Annotated in this window: 20 protein-coding genes, 1 tRNA gene and 3 pseudogenes; 11 read left to right on the forward strand and 13 right to left on the reverse strand. The window is 65.0% G+C overall.

Annotated elements, in window-relative coordinates:
* Positions 1-35: 35 nt before the first annotated feature.
* The 6 genes from KHU32_RS22665 to KHU32_RS22685 all read right to left on the reverse strand — a co-directional run bounded on the left by KHU32_RS22665 (position 36) and on the right by KHU32_RS22685 (position 4,796).
* Positions 36-1,127, reverse strand: coding sequence for an enolase C-terminal domain-like protein (locus KHU32_RS22665; RefSeq protein ID WP_213672463.1), 1,092 nt, complete (start codon positions 1,125-1,127; stop codon positions 36-38).
* A gap of 73 nt (positions 1,128-1,200) precedes the next feature.
* A complete protein-coding gene (locus tag KHU32_RS22670) occupies positions 1,201-2,097 on the reverse strand; it encodes an SAM-dependent methyltransferase (protein WP_347265591.1) in 897 nt (298 codons plus the stop codon).
* Complete coding sequence (locus KHU32_RS23220; protein ID WP_249681538.1) at positions 2,094-2,432, reverse strand: DUF423 domain-containing protein; 339 nt, start codon at positions 2,430-2,432, stop codon at positions 2,094-2,096. The genes KHU32_RS22670 and KHU32_RS23220 overlap by 4 nt, the downstream gene beginning before the upstream one ends.
* 9 nt (positions 2,433-2,441) lie before the next feature.
* Positions 2,442-3,107, reverse strand: a complete 666-nt coding sequence (gene nfi / locus KHU32_RS22675) for a deoxyribonuclease V (protein WP_213672465.1) — start codon at positions 3,105-3,107, stop codon at positions 2,442-2,444.
* Complete coding sequence (locus tag KHU32_RS22680) at positions 3,100-3,987, reverse strand: metal ABC transporter solute-binding protein, Zn/Mn family (protein WP_213672466.1); 888 nt, start codon at positions 3,985-3,987, stop codon at positions 3,100-3,102. Before KHU32_RS22680 ends, nfi begins: the two co-directional genes overlap by 8 nt.
* Before the next feature lie 56 nt (positions 3,988-4,043).
* Positions 4,044-4,796, reverse strand: a complete 753-nt coding sequence (locus KHU32_RS22685; RefSeq protein ID WP_213672467.1) for a hypothetical protein — start codon at positions 4,794-4,796, stop codon at positions 4,044-4,046.
* Positions 4,797-4,970: 174 nt separating this feature from the next.
* Here KHU32_RS22685 and pip point away from each other — a divergent pair, with 174 nt between their 5' ends.
* Positions 4,971-5,918: a prolyl aminopeptidase gene (pip, locus tag KHU32_RS22690; protein ID WP_213672468.1), complete on the forward strand. Its 948-nt coding sequence runs from the start codon at positions 4,971-4,973 to the stop codon at positions 5,916-5,918.
* Positions 5,919-5,965: 47 nt separating this feature from the next.
* Here pip and KHU32_RS22695 read toward each other — a convergent pair whose 3' ends face one another.
* The 5 genes from KHU32_RS22695 to rplU all read right to left on the reverse strand — a co-directional run bounded on the left by KHU32_RS22695 (position 5,966) and on the right by rplU (position 9,324).
* Positions 5,966-6,949: a Bug family tripartite tricarboxylate transporter substrate binding protein gene (locus tag KHU32_RS22695; protein ID WP_213672469.1), complete on the reverse strand. Its 984-nt coding sequence runs from the start codon at positions 6,947-6,949 to the stop codon at positions 5,966-5,968.
* Positions 6,946-7,599, reverse strand: coding sequence for a polysaccharide deacetylase family protein (locus tag KHU32_RS22700; RefSeq protein ID WP_213672470.1), 654 nt, complete (start codon positions 7,597-7,599; stop codon positions 6,946-6,948). The genes KHU32_RS22695 and KHU32_RS22700 overlap by 4 nt, the downstream gene beginning before the upstream one ends.
* Positions 7,600-7,660: 61 nt before the next feature.
* Complete coding sequence (gene obgE, locus KHU32_RS22705) at positions 7,661-8,653, reverse strand: GTPase ObgE (protein WP_213672471.1); 993 nt, start codon at positions 8,651-8,653, stop codon at positions 7,661-7,663.
* A gap of 74 nt (positions 8,654-8,727) precedes the next feature.
* Positions 8,728-8,997, reverse strand: a complete 270-nt coding sequence (gene rpmA, locus KHU32_RS22710; RefSeq protein WP_213672472.1) for a 50S ribosomal protein L27 — start codon at positions 8,995-8,997, stop codon at positions 8,728-8,730.
* Positions 8,998-9,009: 12 nt separating this feature from the next.
* Positions 9,010-9,324, reverse strand: coding sequence for a 50S ribosomal protein L21 (gene rplU, locus KHU32_RS22715; protein ID WP_213672473.1), 315 nt, complete (start codon positions 9,322-9,324; stop codon positions 9,010-9,012).
* 233 nt (positions 9,325-9,557) lie between these two features.
* On the opposite strand from rplU, the gene KHU32_RS22720 reads away from it, so the two are divergent.
* The 9 genes and pseudogenes from KHU32_RS22720 (at position 9,558) to KHU32_RS23580 (ending at position 16,530) form a co-directional block, all read left to right on the forward strand.
* Positions 9,558-9,647 (forward strand) — tRNA-Ser (locus KHU32_RS22720).
* 418 nt (positions 9,648-10,065) lie between these two features.
* Entirely contained in the window at positions 10,066-10,416 is a 351-nt protein-coding gene (locus tag KHU32_RS22725; protein ID WP_213672474.1) for a DUF6968 family protein, read from the forward strand.
* A 450-nt stretch (positions 10,417-10,866) separates the two neighbouring features.
* Positions 10,867-11,082 (forward strand): annotated as a pseudogene (locus tag KHU32_RS22730) (BREX system Lon protease-like protein BrxL); the annotation flags it as partial.
* Positions 11,083-11,141: 59 nt separating this feature from the next.
* Positions 11,142-11,324: pseudogene (locus KHU32_RS23225) on the forward strand (integrase core domain-containing protein); the annotation flags it as partial.
* A gap of 303 nt (positions 11,325-11,627) precedes the next feature.
* Positions 11,628-12,461: a class I SAM-dependent methyltransferase gene (locus KHU32_RS22740; protein WP_213672475.1), complete on the forward strand. Its 834-nt coding sequence runs from the start codon at positions 11,628-11,630 to the stop codon at positions 12,459-12,461.
* A gap of 114 nt (positions 12,462-12,575) precedes the next feature.
* Positions 12,576-13,103, forward strand: a complete 528-nt coding sequence (locus KHU32_RS22745) for a S1/P1 nuclease (RefSeq protein WP_213672476.1) — start codon at positions 12,576-12,578, stop codon at positions 13,101-13,103.
* Between the two features lie 276 nt (positions 13,104-13,379).
* Positions 13,380-15,383, forward strand: a complete 2,004-nt coding sequence (locus KHU32_RS22750) for a CDP-glycerol glycerophosphotransferase family protein (RefSeq protein ID WP_213672477.1) — start codon at positions 13,380-13,382, stop codon at positions 15,381-15,383.
* 347 nt (positions 15,384-15,730) lie between these two features.
* Positions 15,731-15,898, forward strand: a pseudogene (locus KHU32_RS23235) (IS5/IS1182 family transposase); the annotation flags it as partial.
* A 332-nt stretch (positions 15,899-16,230) separates the two neighbouring features.
* Positions 16,231-16,530 (forward strand): DUF6968 family protein, encoded by a 300-nt coding sequence (locus tag KHU32_RS23580; RefSeq protein WP_408887867.1) that lies wholly within the window; start codon positions 16,231-16,233, stop codon positions 16,528-16,530.
* Between the two features lie 109 nt (positions 16,531-16,639).
* Here the strand turns inward: KHU32_RS23580 and KHU32_RS22755 are convergent, their stop codons facing one another.
* Together KHU32_RS22755 and KHU32_RS22760 are read right to left on the reverse strand one after the other, a co-directional pair.
* Complete coding sequence (locus KHU32_RS22755; protein WP_213672478.1) at positions 16,640-17,617, reverse strand: cation diffusion facilitator family transporter; 978 nt, start codon at positions 17,615-17,617, stop codon at positions 16,640-16,642.
* A gap of 183 nt (positions 17,618-17,800) precedes the next feature.
* On the reverse strand, positions 17,801-18,568 hold the full coding sequence (locus KHU32_RS22760; RefSeq protein WP_213672479.1) for an AraC family transcriptional regulator: 768 nt from the start codon (positions 18,566-18,568) through the stop codon (positions 17,801-17,803).
* A gap of 95 nt (positions 18,569-18,663) precedes the next feature.
* Between KHU32_RS22760 and KHU32_RS22765 the strand changes: the two genes are divergently transcribed.
* The gene (locus KHU32_RS22765) at positions 18,664-19,584 is read left to right on the forward strand and encodes a DMT family transporter (protein ID WP_213672480.1); all 921 of its coding nucleotides are present in this window, start codon (positions 18,664-18,666) and stop codon (positions 19,582-19,584) included.
* Positions 19,585-19,787: the final 203 nt, after the last annotated feature.

Below are 19,787 nucleotides of genomic sequence, written 5' to 3' on the forward strand. Positions count from 1 at the left end.
TGCCATGGGTTACGAACCTTGGCAACCCGGGTGGGTCATGCGTTTGCAGCATATCTCCTGAGCGCTTGCTCATCCCAGTCCAGGCCCAGCCCGGAACGCGCGGAAATCTGCGCATTTCCGTCCTTCACCACGAGCGGCTCCTTCAGCAGGGCGCCCGCAATATCGAGATGTTCGAGGTAGTGGCGGTTGGGCGAGACGCTCAGCAGATGGGCACTTGCCTCGATGAAGATGTGCGAGGACAGCGGCACGCGATGCGCGCCGGCCAGCGCCATGCCGCGCAGGAAGCCCGTGATGCCGCCCATCTTCATCACGTCGGGCATGCAGAGGTCGGTCGCGCGCGCGGCGAGGCTGCGTGCCATGCCCGTCACGCCCCACCAGTTCTCGCCACCCTGGATCGGCACCTCGAGCTGGCTGGAGAGCCAGGCCAGGCCCTCGTCATCCGTGACGTGCAGGGGCTCCTCGATCCAGCGAACGCCCTCGGCCTGCATGGCCAGGCCGCGTCGCAGCGCCTCGGGGCGGTCCAGGCCCTGGTTGTAGTCCACCAGGATCTCGACCTCCTCGCCGACTGCCTCGCGCACGGCGCGCACGGTGGCGAGGTCGTCGGCGAGCCGCGGCGCGCCGAGCTTGAACTTCACCGCCCGCACGCCGAGCGCGGCGACGGTCCGGCCCGCTTCCTCGGCCACCATGGCCGGGCCCCAGCCGCGCAGGCTGCCATAGGCGGGCAGGGGGGTGAGATCGCCACCCAGCAGGCGCGCCAGGGGCAGGTCGGCGGCCTTCGCCAGGGCATCCCACAGCGCCATGTCGAGGACGGAGATGGCCATCTCGACCAGCCCTTCGGCGCCGAGCAGCCGGTGGCCGTTCTGCAACTCGTCCCAGAGGGTCACGGGCGCGACGCTGCGCCCGATCAGCGAGGTGCCGATATTGTGCGTCAGCGCTGCCAGCGGCCCCAGCGCGGCCGAGGCATAGGCGAAGGCATAGGCCGTGCCGCGCGGGCCTTCCTCGGTCTGGATCTCGGCGATGACGAGGGGGGCGCGGTCGATGACGTTGAGGCTGTTGCGCAGCGGCGGATCCATGGGCGCATCGACGGCGCGGATCTCGACGCTGCGGATGGTCAGCGCGGTGGCCATGGCATTTCTCCCGGAGTTCTTGCCCGAAGCTGAGCGCGAATCCGGAAGAAGGCCAAGTCAGGCCGGGCGAACCTCAGCCCAGGAGGACGAAGGTCAGCTCGTGCTTGTTGTGGGCGGAGTGGAAGAGCCTCGCGCCCGGGATGGCCGTGAACTCGGCCGCGATGTCGTGGTCGGTCTCGCCCTGGAACTTCACGGAGCAGAAGAAGTTCTTCGCGAAGCCCTGCCAGCGGCCGACCAGGCCGAGGAGGCGCTTCGGGTAGCAGATCACGTCGCTGAACAGCCAGTCGACCGGCTCGGGCGCCAGGCCGAAGGCGCTTTCCTGCCGCCAGGAGACGCCCGGCATGGCCATCACGCGCGCATCGATCGGCGCCTTGTCCACAGCCGTCACGCCCGCGCCCAGCCTCGCCAGCGCCCAGGTCCAGCCGCCTGGCGAGGCGCCGAGGTCCAGGCAGGTCTCGCCCGGGCCCGGGTGCCGGCCGATCCGCGTCAGCCCTTCCCAGAGCTTAAGATAGGCGCGCGAGGGCGGGCCCTCGCGATCCTCCACGAAGCGCGGCGCGCCGCCGGGGAAAGGCGAGGACTTGGTGGGAGAGGCGAGGATGGTGTCGCCCGTCAGCAGCGTCCAGCCGCCGAGATGGCCGGTGGGCGCCGGCTCGGGGAAGGCGAGGGCGCGGCCCTTCACCGGCGGCAGCCGCTCCTCGATGAGCGCCGCGCGGCGGTGATGCGCCTCGCCCGGCACCAGCGACCAGTTGCGCTGGATGGCGCGCAGCCCGTCGGCTGCGAGCTTCACCGAAGGCGCCTCGATCACGCGCGGCGCGTCCCAGACGTCCAGTGCCCAGGCCGCCGGGGCCGGCGGCTCGGGAGAGAGCGCCAGCCGCCCGTGCCAGGAGGAGATGGAACGGCCGCTGCGGGCCAGCTCCTCGGCCAGGGGCTGCTCGAGCCCCTCATCGGCCAGGTAGGCCGCGGCGATCACCGGCGCCACGCCACCACGGCGAGCAGCGCCCAGGCGGCCATCAGCAGCGTGCCGCCGGTCGGCGCCACGGGGCCGAGCGAGATGCCGGTGAAGGCGCGGTAGAGCACCGCGCCGGCGAAGAGCGCCATGCCCACGACGAGGATGGCGGCGACGAGGAAGCCCTGCCGCCGGTTCCATAGGCCGAGGGCGATCAGCGCGGGGGCGTGCCAGCCCAGCAGCGTCGCGACGCTCTGGACCATCTCACGGGATTCGAGGGCGGCATGGGCGCCGATGGCGGCGAGGCCGACGGCGAGCAGTCCGAAGACGCCCGCGAGGCTGAGGCAAATGCGTTGCATGGCGCGAAACTACCCGCAGGCCGCGCGCCGCACCATGCCGGCCGCCTCATGGGCGAGGCGCGTCGGCTCGGGGAGGCGGCGCCCCCGGCTGGTCGCGCGCACCCACTTCACCGCCGTCGCCAGCGAGACGCGATGGCCGATGGAGATCCAGAGCGGATTGGAATGCGCGCGGCTGCGCAGCAGGGCGCCGATCTCCTCGCCGCGGTCCAGCAGCCGGACCTGGCTGCCGGCGGCCTCGCCGAGCGGCGCCTCGGGCGTGCCGATCAGTCGCGACTTGCCCACGCCGATGGCGGGCAGGTCCAGCATGACGCCCAGATGCGCGGCGATGCCGCAGCGGCGCGGATGCGCGATGCCCTGGCCGTCCACCATCAGCAGGTCGGGCTTCACGGCCAGCTGGTCGAAGGCCGCCAGGGCGGCCGGCACCTCCCGGAAGGCGAGGAAGCCGGTGATGTAGGGAAGGTCGGCATGGCAGGAGATGCCGGCCCGAGCGACCTCCGTCAGCCCCGGCCATTCCAGCACCACGATGGCCGCATGCACCCGCTGCGTCGGATCGAAGCGCGAGCAGGAGATGTCGACGCCGCCGATGAAGCGCGGCGCCGCGGTCAGGGCATCCTGCGCGATCACCCTCGCGGCGATCGCGCGCTGTTCCTCCCGCAGCGCGGCGAGGTCAGCCATCGCCCCGCATGGCCGGCACCAGGGCGGCGACATTGGTCCGCATCATGGCCTCGTAGGTCGCGGCCGGCCCGTCCGGCGGGGAGAGGGCGTCGGTGAAGAGGCGGCCGCCGACGCGCAGGCCCGCCTCGTCGGCCAGGCGGCGGAGCGTGGCGGGATTGCCGATATTCTCGAGGAAGACGGCGGTGACGCCCTCGCCGCGGATCAGGCGGATCAGGTCGGCGACCTGGCGGGCGGAGGGTTCGGCGTCGGCCGAGAGGCCCTGCGGCGCGAGGAACCGCACGCCATAGGCCGCGCTGAAATAGCCGAAGGCGTCATGCCCGGTGACGACCACGCGCCGGGCTTCCGGCACGGTCGCGATCTGGGCGCGGATCCAGGCGTCCAGCGCCTCCAGCTGGGCGGTATAGGCCCCGGCCCGGGCGCGGTAGTGGTCCGCCCCGGCGGGGTCGGCGCGGGTGAGGCCGGCCTCGATGTTGCGCACGTAGCGGAGCGCGAGCCGGACGTCCTGCCAGGCATGCGGGTCCTGGCCGCCATGGCTGTGGCCCGTGGCGCGGCGCAGGGGCACGCCGTCCGTTGCGCTGACCGAGACGCCGGAGAAGCGGGTGGAGGAGAGCAGCCGGTCGAACCAGGAGTCGAAGCCGGCGCCGTTGCGCAGCGCGAGACGGGCCCCGCGCAGCGCCTCGGCATGGGAGGGGCGCGGCTGGAAGTGATGCGTGTCCGTGTCCGGGCCGGCGATGGTCTGGACCGTCACGCGCTCGCCGCCCACCTCGCGCAGCATGTCGCCCAGGATGGAGAAGGAAGCCACGGCGGGCAGCGCGGCCGTCTGGGCCTGCGCACGGAGGGGAAGGACGGCGGCCAGGGCCAGGAGCAGGCGGCGTTGCATGCGGGGCATCCGAGATATGTTATCTTATAACATATTGAGCGCCCGGCGCGGGCAGGTCAACGCCCGAGCAGGCGCTTGATCCAGCCGCGCAGGCCCTCGCCGCGCTTCACGCTCTTCTGATGCGCCACATGGGGACGTCGCAGCGGCGGGGGCAGGGCGGTCGCGATGCTGTGGCGCGTGGTGTCGCCCGCCTCGATGAGCCGGAGCTCGAGGAGCAGGACCTGGGCCACGGATTCCGGCGGGTCGTCGCGCAGCAGGGTCCGGGCGGTATGGGTCGCATCCTCCCATTCCTCGGCGCGCCGCAGCGCATCGACGACGCGGACGGTCTGCTCGGCGTCGAGCGGTGGGCCGCTCCGCCAGAGGGCGACCGCCTCCAGGCGCCAGAGGCGGGAGAGATCCTCCTTGCCGAGATCGTCCGCCGTCCAGGCGGCGTGCAGCGTGGCCTCGGCGGCGGCGTGCAGGGCGCCCGTCTCCTCCAGCACCAGCGCCCAGGCGAGGAAGCGGCGCGCCAGCTGGGGGTGCGAGGTGTCGTTCAGCAGGGCGCGGAAATTCGCCGCCCCCACCGCCTGGGCCGCGGCCGGATGGGCCTGGGTGATGTCGGGCGCGGCATAGCCGCAATGCGGGCATTGCTGCAGCCAGCGGGGCATGGTGGCCCGGACCGGGGCGCCTGGCCGGAGGTCGAGATCGGGCGCCTGCTCCGGCGCGCCGGGCCGGAAGCTGTTCTGCCGGCTCTCCGTCCCGCAGACCGCGCAGACGGCGCCGCGCGAGGCGACGGAGGCAGAACTCTGAGCGGGCCTTGGTTGTGACATTTCCCGTAAATTAGGGAAGAGAAGGCCTTTGGCGAAGGGGCAAAAGCGGGAAGTCGCATCAATCTTCGCGGTCCTGCCCCGCGGCGCCCGCTGATTCGGCGATTGCCTCTGGAGGGCGCGCGGCGTCTGACCTACATTGACGGGGAATTCATTCAGGCACCTGAACCGGAAACCATGCCGCGCGGTGATCTTTTCCCCGATATCGCTCCCTTCGAGACCGGGCTGCTCCCCTTGGGCGACGGCCACGTCATGTACTGGGAGCAGGTCGGCAATCCGCGCGGCCAGCCCGTGCTCTTCCTCCATGGAGGCCCCGGCGCAGGGGCGGGCGCGGTGCATCGTCGCTTCTTCGATCCCGCGCATTGGCGGCTCATCGTGTTCGATCAGCGCGGCGCCGGCCGCTCCCGCCCGCTGGGCGAGCTGAAGTCCAACACCACGCCCCACCTGGTCGAGGATATCGAGACGCTGCGGCGCTTCCTTGGCATCGAGAAGTGGTTGCTCTTCGGCGGCTCCTGGGGTTCCACCCTGGCGCTGGCCTATGCCCAGGCCCATCCCGCCTGCGTGACCGGCTGCGTGCTGCGCGGCGTCTTCCTCGGCCGCGACGACGAGGTGGACTGGTTCCTGCACGGGCTGCGCCGCTTCTTCCCCGACGCCTGGGCCGCCTTCGCCGAGCATATCCCCGCGGCGGAGCGGCACGACCTGCTGGGCGCCTATCTCCGCCGGCTCACCGATCCCGATCCCACTGTCCATCTGATGGCCGCGCGTTCCTGGAGCCATTACGAGGGCAGCTGCTCGACCCTGCTCCCGAGCCCCGAGACCGTGGCCTCCTTCGCGCAGGACCGCACGGCGCTGGGCCTGGCGCGGATCGAGGCGCATTACTTCGCGCACAAGCTCTTCCTGCGGGAGGGCGGGCTGCTCGCGGGCATGTCGTCGATCGCGCAGATCCCGGCCGAGATCATCCAGGGCCGCTACGACATGGTCTGCCCGGCGGAGACGGCCTTCGAGCTCGCGCTCAACTGGCCGCGCGCCCGCCTGACGGTGGTGCCCGATGCGGGTCACTCGGCGCTCGAGCCCGGCATCCGCACCGCGCTGGTGAGTGCGGTCGAGCGCTTCCGCCGACGCTAGGGCGTTCCCCGATCATGCCGCCTCGCATGATCGGGTGAAGGTGCTCGTCAGTCCGCGGTGATGCCTGCGGCGCGGACCACGTCGCGCCAGCTCGCCACCTCGTTGCGCGTGAGATCCCCGAGAGCCTCCGCCGTGCCGCCCGTGGCCTGCACGCCCTGGCGGTTCAGCGCCGCGAGCGTGTCGGGATCGGTCAGTGCGCCATTCACCAGCGTGTTCAGCCGCGCGACGATCGGCGCCGGCGTGCCGGCCGGCGCATAGACCGCCCACCATCCCTCGACGATGAATTCGGTGAGGCCGGCCTCGGCCATCACGGGCACTTCCGGCAGCACGGGGCTGCGCGCCCGGCCCGTCACCGCCAGCGGCCGGATGGTGCCGGCCTGGATATGCGGCAGGAAGCCGAGCGGGTGGTAGAACATCGCATCCACCTGGCCCGAGATCAGGTCGGTCACCGCCCTTCCGCCGTCGCGATAGGGGACATGCGTGGAGGTGACGCCGCCGCGCAGGTCGAAGAGCGCCTGGGAAAGGTGGCCCGTGGTGCCGATGCCGGCGGAGGCGAAGGTCAGGTTCCGCTGCTTCGCCAGTGCCACGAGTTCCGCCACGCTGGAGGCGCCGAGGTCCGGCCGCATGCCGAGCACGACCGGCGTCTGCACGAAGGCGCCGACCGGCGCGAAGTCACGCACCGGGTCGTAGCCGAGGTCCCGGACCAGGCTGGCATTCACGGCATGGGTGCCGCTGGTGCCGAGGATGAGGGTGTAGCCGTCCGGTGCGGAGCGCGCGACCGAGGCCGCGCCCACGCCGCCGCCGGCGCCCGAGCGGTTCTCCACCACCACCGGCTGGCCGAGCCGCACCGAGAGGAAGTTGCCCAGGAGCCGGCCGAGCGTGTCGGTCGTGGTTCCTGCCGGGAAAGGCACCACCAGCCGCAGCGGGCGATCGGGCCAGCCCGCCGGCTGGGCGGCGGCCATCGTCGACGACAGGGCGGCGGGCAGCAGGGCCAGGCCCCCGAGCCATTGGCGGCGGGACAGGATGCTCATGCGGTTTCCTCCGTGACGTATCGGGCGAGGTCGTCCCGGGCGACGCCGCGGGACAGTGGCACGCAGGCCTCGGGCGGCTTCTGGACGAAGACGGCCCCCGCATCGATCAACTGGCCGAGGAAGCGGTCGAGGTGCCGCATGGCGCCGTTCGGCAGGTCGTGCAGCACCAGCAGCACGGGCTCCGCGGCCTTGGCGATCATGGCGTGGGCGATATCGGGCCAGGCTTCCGGCTCGCGGAAATCGCCGGGAACGGCGTTCCAGAGCACGACGGTGTGGCCGTGCGCTTCCAGGTATTGCCGCGCCGCCGCGTTCAGCAGGTGCGGGCCGAGCGCGCCGCCGCCGCCATTCGGGCGGAACAGCCGGTCCGGCCCGTGCAGCGCGCCCAGCAGCGCGTCGGTCTCGGAAATCTCCTGCACGGCTTCCGTCGCGCTGCGACGGCCCAGCGGCGCGCCATGGGTGAGGGTGTGGTTGCCGAGGCGATGGCCCTCGGCCCTGGCCCGCTCGGCGAGGGCGCGGCCGGCTGGCGCGCGCAGCTTCTCGCCGACGACGAAGAAGGTAGCCGCCAGGCGACGGCGCGCGAGCACGTCCAGCACGCCGGGCGTGACATCGGGCTCCGGCCCATTGTCGAAAGTCAGGCAGATCGGCGGCATGCGGCGTCCGGCGTTTCCCCACAGGCAGGGGAGCGCAGCCGGGGCGGCGGCGCAAGCCGGGCTATCGGGCCCGGACGACGTCCATCACCGCGCGCAGCACCTGCGGCACGCCTTCGCCCGTCGCGCCGGCGGCGAGCATCACCTTCTGGCCGCAGGCCTTCTCGAGCGCCTTCACGCGGGCGGCCTTGCCCTGGGGCGTCATCGCGTCGAGCTTGTTGAGCACGACGATCTCCGGCTTCTCGGCCAGGCCGGCATCATATTCGGCGAGCTCGTTGCGGATCATGCGATAGGCGCCGGCCGGATCGGGCTGGCTGCCGTCGATCAGGTGCAGCAGCACCCGGCAGCGTTCCACATGGCCGAGGAAGCGCGTGCCGAGGCCCGCCCCTTCGCTCGCGCCCTCGATCAGGCCGGGAATGTCGGCCAGCACGAATTCCTCGGTGGCGTTCAGCCGCACGACGCCGAGCTGCGGGTGGAGCGTGGTGAAGGGATAATCCGCGATCTTCGGGCGCGCGGCGGAGGCCGCGGCCAGGAAGGTGGACTTCCCGGCATTGGGCAGGCCCACGAGGCCGGCATCGGCGATGAGCTTCAGCCGCAGCCAGACCCACTTCTCGTCGCCGGGCCAGCCCTTGTCGGCGCGGCGGGGGGCGCGGTTGGTGGAGCTCTTGAAATTGGCATTGCCGAAGCCGCCGTCGCCGCCGCGCGCCAGCAGCACGCGCTTGCCGGGGGCATCGAGGTCCGCGATCAGGGTCTCGCGCTCGTCGTCGAAGATCTGCGTGCCGACGGGGACCTTCATCACCACGTCGTCGGCGGCGGCGCCCGTGCGGTCGGAGCCCGCGCCGTTGCCGCCCTTGCGGGCCTTGAAATGCTGGGCGTAGCGGTAGTCGATGAGGGTGTTCAGCCCCTCCACCGCCTCGACATAGACATGACCGCCGCGGCCGCCATTGCCGCCGTCGGGCCCGCCGAACTCAATGAAGCGCTCGCGCCGGAAGGCGACAACGCCGTCGCCGCCGTCACCCGACTTGATGAAGACTTTCGCCTCATCGAGGAACTTCATGTGAATTCATGCCTTCAAACAGGAACGGGGGCCGCAGAGGGCCCCCGCTGATCACGCCATGACGTAGGCGCAGCTTACTCGGCGGCCAGCTTGATCGGCTCGACGGAGACGTGGACGCGATCTTCCGCCTTGCGCTCGAACTTCACGTGGCCCTCGACGAGGGAGAAGATCGTGTGGTCGCGGCCCAGGCCGACATTGCGGCCCGGCTTCATCTTCGTGCCGCGCTGCTTGACGAGGATGTTGCCGGCCAGCACGTGCTCGCCGCCGAACTTCTTCACGCCAAGCCGCTGGCCGGGAGAGTCACGCCCGTTGCGAGAGGAGCCGCCTGCCTTTTTATGTGCCATCTCTGTCGCTCCTTACGCTGCGATGGTGGCGATGCGCAGAATCGTCTGCATCTGCCGGTGACCGCGCTTGCGGCGGCTGTTCTTGCGGCGGCGCTTCTTGAGGATCAGCACCTTGTCGCCACGATTCTGGTCGATCACGGTCGCGGTGACCGTGGCACCCGGCACGGTGGGCGCGCCGAGCTGCAGGCCAGCCTCGCCGCCCAGAGCCAGCACCTCATGGAAGGTGATGGTGGAGCCGGGCTCGGCCTCCAACTTTTCGACGGCGAGCACCGCATTCGGCGTCACCCGGTACTGTTTTCCGCCGGTGCGGATCACTGCGAAGGTCATCACACGCGTCCTTAGGGCCACTCGCGAGAGCGAACTGCCCGTGAAACTGAAAGATTTCGGTCGCCTGCCGGGAGAAGGGCACCCCCATGAACGACCTCAGGCGACACGAAAGCGCCGCCCGGGAAGGGCCGTTTAGGGGGCAGGGGGGCGGAGAGTCAAGTCATCGGCTGGTCATTTTGCCGGAAGACCCCGTTGCGCGCTCGCTCAGGCCGCCCTATACGGCGCGCCGACCAGGACAGGTGGCGGAGTGGTCGATCGCACCGGTCTCGAAAACCGGAGTAGGTGCAAGCCTACCGTGGGTTCGAATCCCACCCTGTCCGCCATTTCCAATACGAGCGGCACGCTCCACCAGACCGAGCGCCGCGCCGAGTGGCAGGTTTCCTGGGGTTTTTGCAGCACACCTATTGACTGGCCCGTCGTGGAGCCGGTTGGAAATCGCTCTCCGGAGGCCAATTCTCTCCGGATCCTGGCACGATCGACGATGTGCAGGTTCTCAGCGCCGCGGCCGGCCGCAATAAGCCCGTCGTGGCGGGTGAAGCGGTGATTCGAGGATCACACCCTACGGCGTGGCGGCCCTGCGTCATGCCCGGCGGCCCTCGGAGGGATGAAAGCCGGGTTCGAGACGCTTTTTGCTCGGCGTCCGCTTTATGAATGGCACAAACACGTGGTGCAGCACGCGATGCGTGTCGCGCCGCGCTGGCTTGTTGGCCCGAATCCGCATGGAGCTTGGAGATAACTCAGATGCCCCGCATCCCAAGTGACGACCTCACCGACGTCATCGCCTCCAGGGTCATGGAGGTCGATGGCAAGCCGCAGTTCCATATCAGGATTGGCCGTCCGACGCTTGCACCGGAGGGCAGATCCTGGTTTTGCGCCTATGAAATTGCGGGCCCTCTGACAAACCGAAAGGGGCGATTTGGGGGTGAGGATGCGATGCAGGCGCTGGTGAACGCGCTCTACTGCATTTCCGTTGATGTGGAGGTTTGCGCGGAGAACGTGCAGGGAAGGTTGGCCTGGTTGGGCGACACAGGGGATTTCGGGTTGCCCTCACCCCCGACACGCTCCGCACGTGGGGTCAGCGATCTGAAGTGATTAATGGACGTCTGTTTGAGCGGCCCAATAGCTGCACAGAGACCGTTGGCATCCGGCCCCACCCTGTCCGCCAGTTCCCATACGAGCGTGCTCTCCGCCAGACCGAGCGCCGCGCTGAGTGGCAGGTTTCCTGGCGTTTTCGGGGCATACCTGTTGACTGGCTCGGCGCGGAGAAGGCCGAAATTCGCTCTCCGGAGGCCAATTCTCTCCGGACCTCCTGACTTGGGCGGTTTGGTGTGGAACTCAAAAATCTAGGTAAAAGGCCGGTTTCCGGGCGGTCGGCGCCTGCTCTGGTTCGAACCCCACTTGCCTGAAATCCGTACTTCGAGAGCGAACACTTTGGTGCGGGATCACCAGCATCCGGCATTCGATCGCGGTCAACATGGGTGCGCCCAGGCGAAGGATGGGTCACTGCTCCGCATGGTCCCGTTCGTGGAGCGGAACTACAACATGGTCGAGCTTGGGCCGCGAGGGACCGGCAAGAGCCATCTCTTCCAGCAGGTTTCGCCCTACGCGCATCTCGTCTCGGGCGAGAAGGCGATCGTGGCCAGGATGTTCGTGAACATGGCGAACGGCCAGCGCGGCCTCGTCTGCCAGTACGACGTCGTTTGCTTCGATGAGGTCTCGGGCGTGTCCTTCGATCAGAAGGACGGCGTGAACATAATGAAGGAGTACATGGAGAGCGGTGAGTTCTCCCGTGGGCGCGAGAGCATCCGCGCGGAGGGCACTCGCTGGCCGAGGCCCGGGTTGTCATCGAAAGCTAGCGTCAGCACTACAACACGGCGCGGCCGCACTCGTCGCTCGGGTACAAGCCGCCGGCTCCGCACGCCCTGGTATGGCCGCCGACACAGGCCCAATCTGCCACACCAGTCACACCGGACGTGGCAGACATGCCAACGATGCATTAAGTTTCACCCCGGACCACCCAATGGGCGCAGACCAGGTGCCCTGCGCAAGCCTGAAGACCAAAATCAAAGCGGTCACCGGGCACCGGTCTGCGCCAAACTTCGCACGCGGCCTACCCCGCGCCAAAATCAGGGTAGTTCGAAGTGTCCATCTGGAACGAGCGGACATCCTCCAGGCCGAGCTGGTTTCGTTCAATCCCAATTCGGTTCAGTCAGATCGAAACCCATTCTAATGACGCCGCGAACGCTGGACACCGCTCGCCACATCAGCATAAGACGGTGCATTGACGTCAGTGGGGCGGGAGAATGATTGCAAAGCGCTTGAAAGAGGTTTTCGAGTCGAAACCCAGTTGGGTTAAACGACAGATCAAAAAAACTGAAGCGCAGGCATTAGCTCGCGAAATACGAAAGATTAAATCGGAGGCTGCGCTTGAGATTGGAAGTGCATCGGGGTTTTCGTCCGCTGTAATATACTCCGCGCAGGCTGAGAATTGCGAAAATCCGTTCCTATATGCGTTCGATTATTCTGAATTTTGTTATTATGACAAGAGCCGCCGCACAGGCCAGGCTTTCGAGGAAATTCATCCCGGAGGCCATAATTTTTTGATGAAGACGGGGGTGATTTCTGCTGAGATCGAGCGTCCTGGTCACGTCATAGATTTCGCCTTCATCGATGCCGATCATCGTACGCCATGGCCTGCGCTCGACCTAATCGCCATCTGGCATTATCTCTCATCTACCGCAGTCATAGCGCTGCACGATATTGAAATGCCTTTCGTCTCTCAATGGAGGGACACCAATGGCGCTCGCGATCTTTACCGCTCGTGGGTCGGTGATAAGCACCGGTTCGATAATGCTCTCAATATCGGGTTTATGCATAATATCGATGAAGATCGAATGGTAAAATCGGTTGTCGCTTCCTTGATGATGGATTGGGAGCGGACGATAGCGCCTGAAATGCTCAGGAAATTCGACGATTGTATCTCGCGGTATGAGCCTCACAACCAGCGTCTTCTTAGGGCTGCGATCCTCGAACGCAAGAACTCCGCTGGGATAAAATTGGTCCGGAATGTCAAAAAGACGACCCCTAAAGTCGCTGCTCTGCCCGCAGCGGACGGACGCCCCATCAACGTTATCTAGCAACCGTTGAGGAGGAAGATTTCGGCAATGACCGGAGTCCCCTGGGCCGCGCTATGAGCAGCAAACTAGCGCTTCCCGCAGCGCTCAATGGCTTCCGGAGAGGAGCGACTGTGCTTGCGTTGGCAGGCGCCCTGTACGCGGCCGTTCCTTCGCGCGCATGCCTGGGGCATCGAAGGTCATGAGGCGATCGGGTTAATGGCCGAACGGCATTTGAGGGTCGACGTTGCCACGCAGGTTAAAGCGTTATTGGCGAGCGAAGGGTCCAAGAGTTTGGTAGAAATTGCAAACTGGGCGGACACAATTAACACTCGTGAGGCCAATGGCTCCCGGCATACGCCCAGACCGCCACTAGATCACAGTGAAGCGAATTTCTCCATTGTCTGCGAAAAGCGCAACCCGGATGCTACATGGGGAATAGAACAACAGGGCAGCATTCTAGCTAATCAGACCAAAACGACTGCCGAAAGGATGACAGCGCTCAAATATGTCGTTCATCTGGTGGGGGACACCCACCAACCCATGCACGCGTCTGCGCGCATTGGTAACGAGCCTGTTATGGTTGGGCGCCGGCGAACGACCCCGCATAAAATCTGGGACACATTGATCATTCGCCGAATGAAGCTTCGAATGACGGACTCGTGATGGAGATGGAAGCCTGGGCGGCTGGAACGAAGACGAAGGTCTCAGGGGCGCCTGCAAGCTGGGCGATCGAGAGCCGGGACATGGCTAGAGATCTCATTTTCCCAAGGTTGGATGCCAACCGTAATTCGGCATCCGGAATGATTGAGCGCCAGCCAAATATTTGGACGATCAGCGGGCGCTTGTAATCTGCCGGCCTGGCTCAGGCGTCTTTATGGTTGGCGAAGTTACTAAATCAAGCGCTAGGCGCTCAGGCATCACGATGATGCTGTGGTTCTCATGTCTACAGACGAGGTGAACAGCGTGACGTCCGATCAAGAGAAGGTGGCAAATTTTTCCAGTATACCTTCGAAAGCCGGAGCAGATCTAGGATCTGTTGGGGACACTCACTTCATATTCGACATCGAGCATGTCCCGAATGCTGTTAAATTTTATGTGGTAACTGCCGCAAAAAACGCGGTCCCGGCGAGGATCTTGCGTCGCGGCAAAACAAGCTCCAGTGACTGCTTCACGCGCATTATCGCCAGAGACAAGCAGACATCCATCTATACTTGGCAGATCGATACCGCCTCCCTAACCGAGCCGTGCCGTTTTTTCTGCAGGCGAGACGGACACTGGGTGCGTTTGTTGCAACCTTATCACGCCAATCTTACCCTGCCTGAAGGATTCGGCTTCTCCGCGCACCACCTGTATCTGACGTACGGGTTTGCGCCCCCCGACCATCCAGTCCCCAAAATGCGAGCGTTCATTAGAACCGCCGCGGCCGATGACCAAAAATTGTCTATCCAAGGTGCGCTGATAAGCAACATTCCGATCGAAGCGTTCAAATTCGTCATCAGGAAATTTCGGGACGAAGCTCACTCTTGGGAAGCGTCCTCGACCGCGAATTTAGCCCATCGCGTTTGGGGCGTGCATGTGGATTGCTACCGGGCTTATCGGTCAGAAATGGCCTATAAATTCGATATATCTATAGACCTGTCATGGAAGAATCTACCTAACTCAATATACAGCCTCATGATCCACGTCGACGATCTGGTCAGCGGGCTTTTTAAGTACAATTCTGCGTTTTCAAAAAAGAACAATCTTTTTGATGTTGGCGGAAGCACGGTTTATATTTATGTCGATAGTAATGCTAAAAATCTCCGGTTTGATAAATATTCGTTCGGATCGGAAAAATGGGCAGGCCTGATAGATATTGCCGCGTCAAATATTCAGGCAGAGGCCGTTTGCCTTATCGGCGAGTACACGAATTCGGCCAGAGACAATGGGCTGCATTTATTCCAGCACCTCAGGGAGCGCGAACGCATAAAGACACTATATGTTATCGAAAAAGACAGCGATATCTCTGGCGAGGGCGTTTTAGATTTTGGCTCTTATGAACACATAAGGCAGGCGCTGGAAGCGAAAGTGGTCGCATTCACGCACCACCCGCACTATGTGCTCCCGAGGCTAGCTGAGGCGCTACGTAGGCACCGCCCTGCTAAAACGTTATTTCTTCAGCATGGCGTAACAGCACTAAAAAACAGCATGGATGCTTATCATGTAAATAGGGGGCGTTTTGATTTATTTAATGTGTGTTCCCAAAATGAAAAACGCTTTATTGCTTCAGCTTGCGGCTATGACTATGATGCAATTACCGTTTCTGGGTTTCCCAGACTTGATAAGCTGTATCGGGAATCGCGCGCTCATAACGGACAGTCGGACAATATCCTGATATTCCCAACATGGCGCCGTTCCTTAGATAAAAAATCCGCATCGGAGTTTGCGCTGACAGGCTTCTTTAAGTCGTGGGTAGCACTCTGCGATACGGCCCGCCGTGAAACCAAAATCTTGAACGGTAAGTTGATCTTCGTTAGTCATCCTATCATTTCTAAGCATAAGGACATGTTTCGTGCTCATGTTGATGATATTGTTAGTGTTGACGATATCCAATCTCTGTTGACGCAGTGTGCTTTTCTGGTGACGGATTACTCTTCGATTGCATTTGATGCTGTGTTTGCTGGAAGACCTGTTTATTTTTATACGTTTGATGCTGAGGAATTTCGGTTTAAACAGGACGCGTTTATTGATGTCGATAATGATCTCCCTGGATTTAGAAGCAATCTTCCTGACGCGATAGTCGACGATATTAAACGCAATTGGAAAAATCGTGGGAGGATACACTCAAAATACTCCGGCAAAATCGAATTATTTTTTGACCACGTGGACGATAGGAATTGCTTGCGCATCGAGAAAGCAATCGAAAGCCTGATTGGCCTGCCCCTAAAAAGTGGTCTTCCGTGAGGTAGGCTTGTGAGTGACCTGATCCAAGACCATTTGCTAGACCGCCGGAGGTTGGAGTTTCCGGCCTTCGATCGCGGCGGAGGGCTGGGTGTTCCGCCGGGATTCTGCAGCAGGATCGGTGGCTTGTTGCCGATGGCCCCGTGCGGGCGATCCTCGTTGTACAGCAAGGCTTGAGAACACCCACGGGACCGAGTTCCGAGCACGCCTCCGAAGAGGGTCATCTTGCGCAGATTGAGAGGCAGTAGATGACTGTCAGTATGGATATTCTTAGAGCCCGTCCCGAAAGGGTTGAGCGGCTGGGGCGCTCGTGATTCCAAGGGGTTGTTCAGGCCATCTTGGAGCGAGCGATGTGGACCCCAGCCACTCGCCGGCAGCATAGTAGCGCGGGACTTCGAAACGGATTTGACGGATGCCGAGTGGCGGCTGGTTGCGCCGTACCGACGCCGAAGCGAACGGGCCGACCACTGTCCTGGCCGCTGCGCGAGATCGTCAACGCGATCCCTTTCCTCCGCGGAAATGATTACATGCACGGAGATCTCCATCTGGGAGCACCGCGGGCCGGTTCTCGCCACTGCGGCGCCCCTCCTTGATGGCAACTGCCCCGGACCGCCCGTCTCAGACCACGCGCGTAGACGACGATATCGGTGTGGGTATGGCCGAGAGGGTTGGTCGGATCTGCCTTACCGTGGCCTTGCCGCGACTTAGGCGATCGTGCTGGGCCAGCGCCATGGAATGTTAACCACAATCTGATCTTGGTGCCTGCATCTCACCACTCGTGATCGAGAGGTAGTTCCAGATGCCCGATGTCCCAAGTGCCGAGCCCATCGACGTCATCGCCTCAAGGGGCATGGAGGTCGACAGCAAGCCACAGTTCCATCTTCGAATTGGCCGTCCTCCGCTTGCGCCGGAGGGCGATTGCTGGTTCTGCGCCTACAAGATTGTCGGCCCTCTCACGAACCAGAAGGGACGATCTGGTGGCGAGGACGCTGTGCAGGCGCTGGTTAACGCGCTCTATGGCGCTCCGGTTGACGTCGAGATTTCCGCGGAGGACGGACAGGGAGGTTGTCTTGGTTGGGCGACACGGAGGATTTTGGATTGCCCTCATCCCCCGATACGCTCCGCGCGTGGGGGCAGCGATCCGAAATGATAATGGACGTCTGTTGGGCCTTCCCCTGCGTCAAGGAGCGACCCAATAGCTGCACAGAGACCGTTGGCATCCGGTCCCATCCTGTCCGCCATCCCCCTCGGCGCCGGCCCTATTCAGCCCATTCGGGATCGCCGGTGAAGACGACGGTGAGCCAGCGATCCGGCCCCTCGCCCCCGATGGCCTCGCCGATCTCGTCGCGCAGCGAATCCCATTCCTCGATCCTGCGGGCGGGCCTGTCGGGCGGCACGATGAAATATAGCTCGATATCCCGCGATCGCCCGACCCGCGCGACATAAGCGCGGTAGGAGAGGAAGCCGTGCTTCCCCACGAAATCCTGCGCCACCTTCTCGACATGCGCCTTGAGGTCGGTCGGGGTGACCAGGAAGATGTCCGCCAGCGCCCGCCGGATGGTCGAGACCGGCAGCGGGATGATCAGCACGCAGACAAGCGCCAGCGCCGCCGGATCGATATAGGGCGAGATCCACTGCCATTCCGTGCCCTGCACGGAATACCCGGCGACGAAGGCGACCAGCAGCGCGGCGGTGATGCCGGCCGACATGATCCAGCCCCTGACGTCGAGGCGCACGAATTCCGAGCGGATCCGGCGATTGGCACGTGCCTCGACGATGGCGATGGCCGTGCAGGCGATCACCGTGAGGGTCGCATAGACGATCGCCCAGCCGAATTCGAGGTGACGCCCGCCCGCGAGAAGGGAGGCGACCGCATTGACCAAGGCGTAGACGGCCACCCCCATCAGGAGCGTGCCGTTCAGGCCCAGGACCATCGGTTCCAGATGCCAGAAGCCCATCGAGAACCGCTCGGCCAGCTTGCGCGGCAGGTCCTTCGAGACGGTATGGGAGGCGATGAGATTGACGACAACGAGCGACAGCAGGCTCATGCTGGCATCCATCAGCGAATAGACGCCGTCGAAGACGATCGAGTAGGAGCCCGAGATCAGGCCGAAGCCGATTCCGAGAGCCGAGATCAGCAACGTCACGGCGATCGATATCCGCAGCACGCCGCGCTCGTCGCCGAGGTCGAAGAAGCTCCCGGAGGCTAGGGGCGTGGCCGGCCTGGGCGAGGACATGGCACTCTCCGGACAGATGTTTCTGCTCGAGCGCCGGGCACAGAGCGCGGGCCGGCCGAGAAACCCAGTTGGATTACGGGACTATTTCCGCGGCACGGGCAGTCTTTGGCGCGGGAATGGGGGCGTCAAGAATCCCTCGCGGCAACGATGGCCTCATCCGGCCCTCGTCGAGCCGATGGACCGCTAGAACGCCGAGGGCGGCACGCCGAAGTGCCGACGGAACATCGCCGTGAAGGCGCTCTGGCTGGCATAGCCGCAGTCGAGGGCGACATCGATGATCCGGTCGCCCTGCGCGATTCGGCGCAGGGCATGAAGCAGGCGCGCCTGCTGCCGCCATTGCCCGAAGCCCATGCCGGTCTCCCTAGCAAAGAGGCGGTGCACCGTCTTGGCCGTGACCTTGAGGCGGCGGGCCCATTGTTCCGACGTGGCGTTGTCGGCCGGATTTTCGAGTAGCGCCTCGCAGATCGTCCGGATCCGGCGATCCCGGAGAAGGGGGAGATGCAGCGGCAGCACGTCGGATTCCCGCAGCTCGTCGACGAGCAGGCGCATGAGGCGCTCGTCCCGGCCGCCCTCCCGGTAGTCGATCGGCACCCTCACCGCGGCGACGATCAGCTCCCGGAGGAGCGGGGAGACCTCGATGACGCAGGTCTTGCCGGAGAGGGCGGGCACCACGGCATCGTCGATGAACACCGTCCGGATCTTCACCTCCCCGGCCATCCTCACCTCGTGCCCGAGGCCGGCCGCGAGCCAGAGCGCGCGGCTCGGCGGCACCACCCAGGAGCCGACGGCCGACCGCACGATCATCACGCCCTCGATCGCGTGGAGCAGCTGGCTGCGCGGATGGGCATGGAGGCCGGTGGAGGCACCGTTCGGGTAATTGATCTCCATCGCCGCCATGGCGCGGTCCGTGTCGTGATAGTCGAGGTGGCGCCTGGTGATATCGCTCGGCATGTCCCGAACTCTACAGGGACTGTCGTTTCGGCGCGATACGGACTGCGGGCGCGCCGGTAGCCTGGTTCAGATCAGGAACCTACGGCGCGAAAGTCATGCAAAGCAGAACCGCATTCCTCTACCCCTTCTTCGCCATCGTCCTCTGGTCGGGCAACGTCATCGTCTCGCGGATGTCCGCCCATACGATCGGGCCGGAGGCGATCACCTTCTACCGCCTTCTCCTGGCGGTTCTCCTGATGAGCACCTTCGTCGCCGTCCCAGCCTGGCGGAACCGGGGGGCGATCTGGCCGCATCTGGGGCAGTTCGCGATCCTGGGCTTCCTGGCGATGTGCCTGTTCCAGAGCCTGTCTTACCTGGCGGCCGAAACCACCACGGCGACGAACATGGCGGTGTTTACGGCCCTGACGCCACTCCTCACCGTGGCGCTGAGTGCCTTCCTGTTGAGGGAGACGCCGACGGTGGGCATGGTCGCCGGCGGGATCCTGTCGCTGGTGGGGCTGGTCTATCTCGTGAGCGGCGGCGATCCGGCCGCCTTGCTGCGGAACGGGGTGCATCTGGGCGATCCCCTCATGTTCGGCGCCGCGGTGGTCTATGCGCTCTATGGCGTGCTGCTGAAGCGCTGGAGCCTTCCCGTGGCCGGGTGGCAGTCGACCTACATGCAGGCGGTCTGTGCCCTGGTCATCATGTTCCCGGCCTTCCTCGCCACGCCCGTCCCCCTGCGCTCCCTGAATGGCGAGACGCTGCCGCTGATCGCCTATGCCGGGGGGCTGGCCTCCGTGGTCCTGCCCTTCCTGTGGGTGAGGGGCGTCCATCTGCTGGGGCCAAACCGCTGCGCGGTCTTCCTGAACCTGCTGCCGGTGCTGACCGCCCTGGGGGCGATCCTGCTGCTGGGCGAGCCGGTTCGCGCCTACCACGTCATCGGTGGTGGGGTGGCGCTCGTGGGGGTCGCCTGTGCGGGGACGTTCCGGCGGCCTCTTCGCGGGTCGCCTCGCGCGGCGGCCGGGTTCGCGGATTGAACGGGGCAGGGGGGACGAAGTGGCGGTTTTCGCTCCTCTTTTGTTTGATTCGCGCAAGTGTTGAGTGATGCATGGTGGGTATGCGGTGAAAATGGGAAAAGGGTGTTTACAGTTTGGTGATGGGGCCATAAAAGCCGCTTCACCGCAGGGCGATGCTCCTGCGGCGGGGTTTCTTCCCTGAGGGCCTTGACTGCCTTGGCTGG

Origin of the sequence: Roseococcus pinisoli (assembly GCF_018413645.1) — a bacterium.
GTDB lineage: Bacteria > Pseudomonadota > Alphaproteobacteria > Acetobacterales > Acetobacteraceae > Roseococcus > Roseococcus pinisoli.

Bases quoted from the DNA above. Each gene is read 5' to 3' on its own strand.
- rpmA (WP_213672472.1), bottom strand. From the start codon at position 8,997: ATGGCACATAAAAAGGCAGGCGGCTCCTCTCGCAACGGGCGTGACTCT.
- obgE (WP_213672471.1), bottom strand. From the start codon at position 8,653: ATGAAGTTCCTCGATGAGGCGAAAGTCTTCATCAAGTCGGGTGACGGC.
- KHU32_RS22750 (WP_213672477.1), top strand. From the start codon at position 13,380: ATGTCTACAGACGAGGTGAACAGCGTGACGTCCGATCAAGAGAAGGTG.
- KHU32_RS22755 (WP_213672478.1), bottom strand. From the start codon at position 17,617: ATGTCCTCGCCCAGGCCGGCCACGCCCCTAGCCTCCGGGAGCTTCTTC.
- KHU32_RS23580 (WP_408887867.1), top strand. From the start codon at position 16,231: ATGGAGGTCGACAGCAAGCCACAGTTCCATCTTCGAATTGGCCGTCCT.
- KHU32_RS22695 (WP_213672469.1), bottom strand. From the start codon at position 6,949: ATGAGCATCCTGTCCCGCCGCCAATGGCTCGGGGGCCTGGCCCTGCTG.
- KHU32_RS23220 (WP_249681538.1), bottom strand. From the start codon at position 2,432: ATGCAACGCATTTGCCTCAGCCTCGCGGGCGTCTTCGGACTGCTCGCC.
- KHU32_RS22680 (WP_213672466.1), bottom strand. From the start codon at position 3,987: ATGCAACGCCGCCTGCTCCTGGCCCTGGCCGCCGTCCTTCCCCTCCGT.
- KHU32_RS22665 (WP_213672463.1), bottom strand. From the start codon at position 1,127: ATGGCCACCGCGCTGACCATCCGCAGCGTCGAGATCCGCGCCGTCGAT.
- KHU32_RS22760 (WP_213672479.1), bottom strand. From the start codon at position 18,568: ATGCCGAGCGATATCACCAGGCGCCACCTCGACTATCACGACACGGAC.
- KHU32_RS22685 (WP_213672467.1), bottom strand. From the start codon at position 4,796: ATGTCACAACCAAGGCCCGCTCAGAGTTCTGCCTCCGTCGCCTCGCGC.
- KHU32_RS22740 (WP_213672475.1), top strand. From the start codon at position 11,628: ATGATTGCAAAGCGCTTGAAAGAGGTTTTCGAGTCGAAACCCAGTTGG.
- KHU32_RS22700 (WP_213672470.1), bottom strand. From the start codon at position 7,599: ATGCCGCCGATCTGCCTGACTTTCGACAATGGGCCGGAGCCCGATGTC.
- nfi (WP_213672465.1), bottom strand. From the start codon at position 3,107: ATGGCTGACCTCGCCGCGCTGCGGGAGGAACAGCGCGCGATCGCCGCG.
- pip (WP_213672468.1), top strand. From the start codon at position 4,971: ATGCCGCGCGGTGATCTTTTCCCCGATATCGCTCCCTTCGAGACCGGG.
- rplU (WP_213672473.1), bottom strand. From the start codon at position 9,324: ATGACCTTCGCAGTGATCCGCACCGGCGGAAAACAGTACCGGGTGACG.
- KHU32_RS22725 (WP_213672474.1), top strand. From the start codon at position 10,066: ATGCCCCGCATCCCAAGTGACGACCTCACCGACGTCATCGCCTCCAGG.
- KHU32_RS22765 (WP_213672480.1), top strand. From the start codon at position 18,664: ATGCAAAGCAGAACCGCATTCCTCTACCCCTTCTTCGCCATCGTCCTC.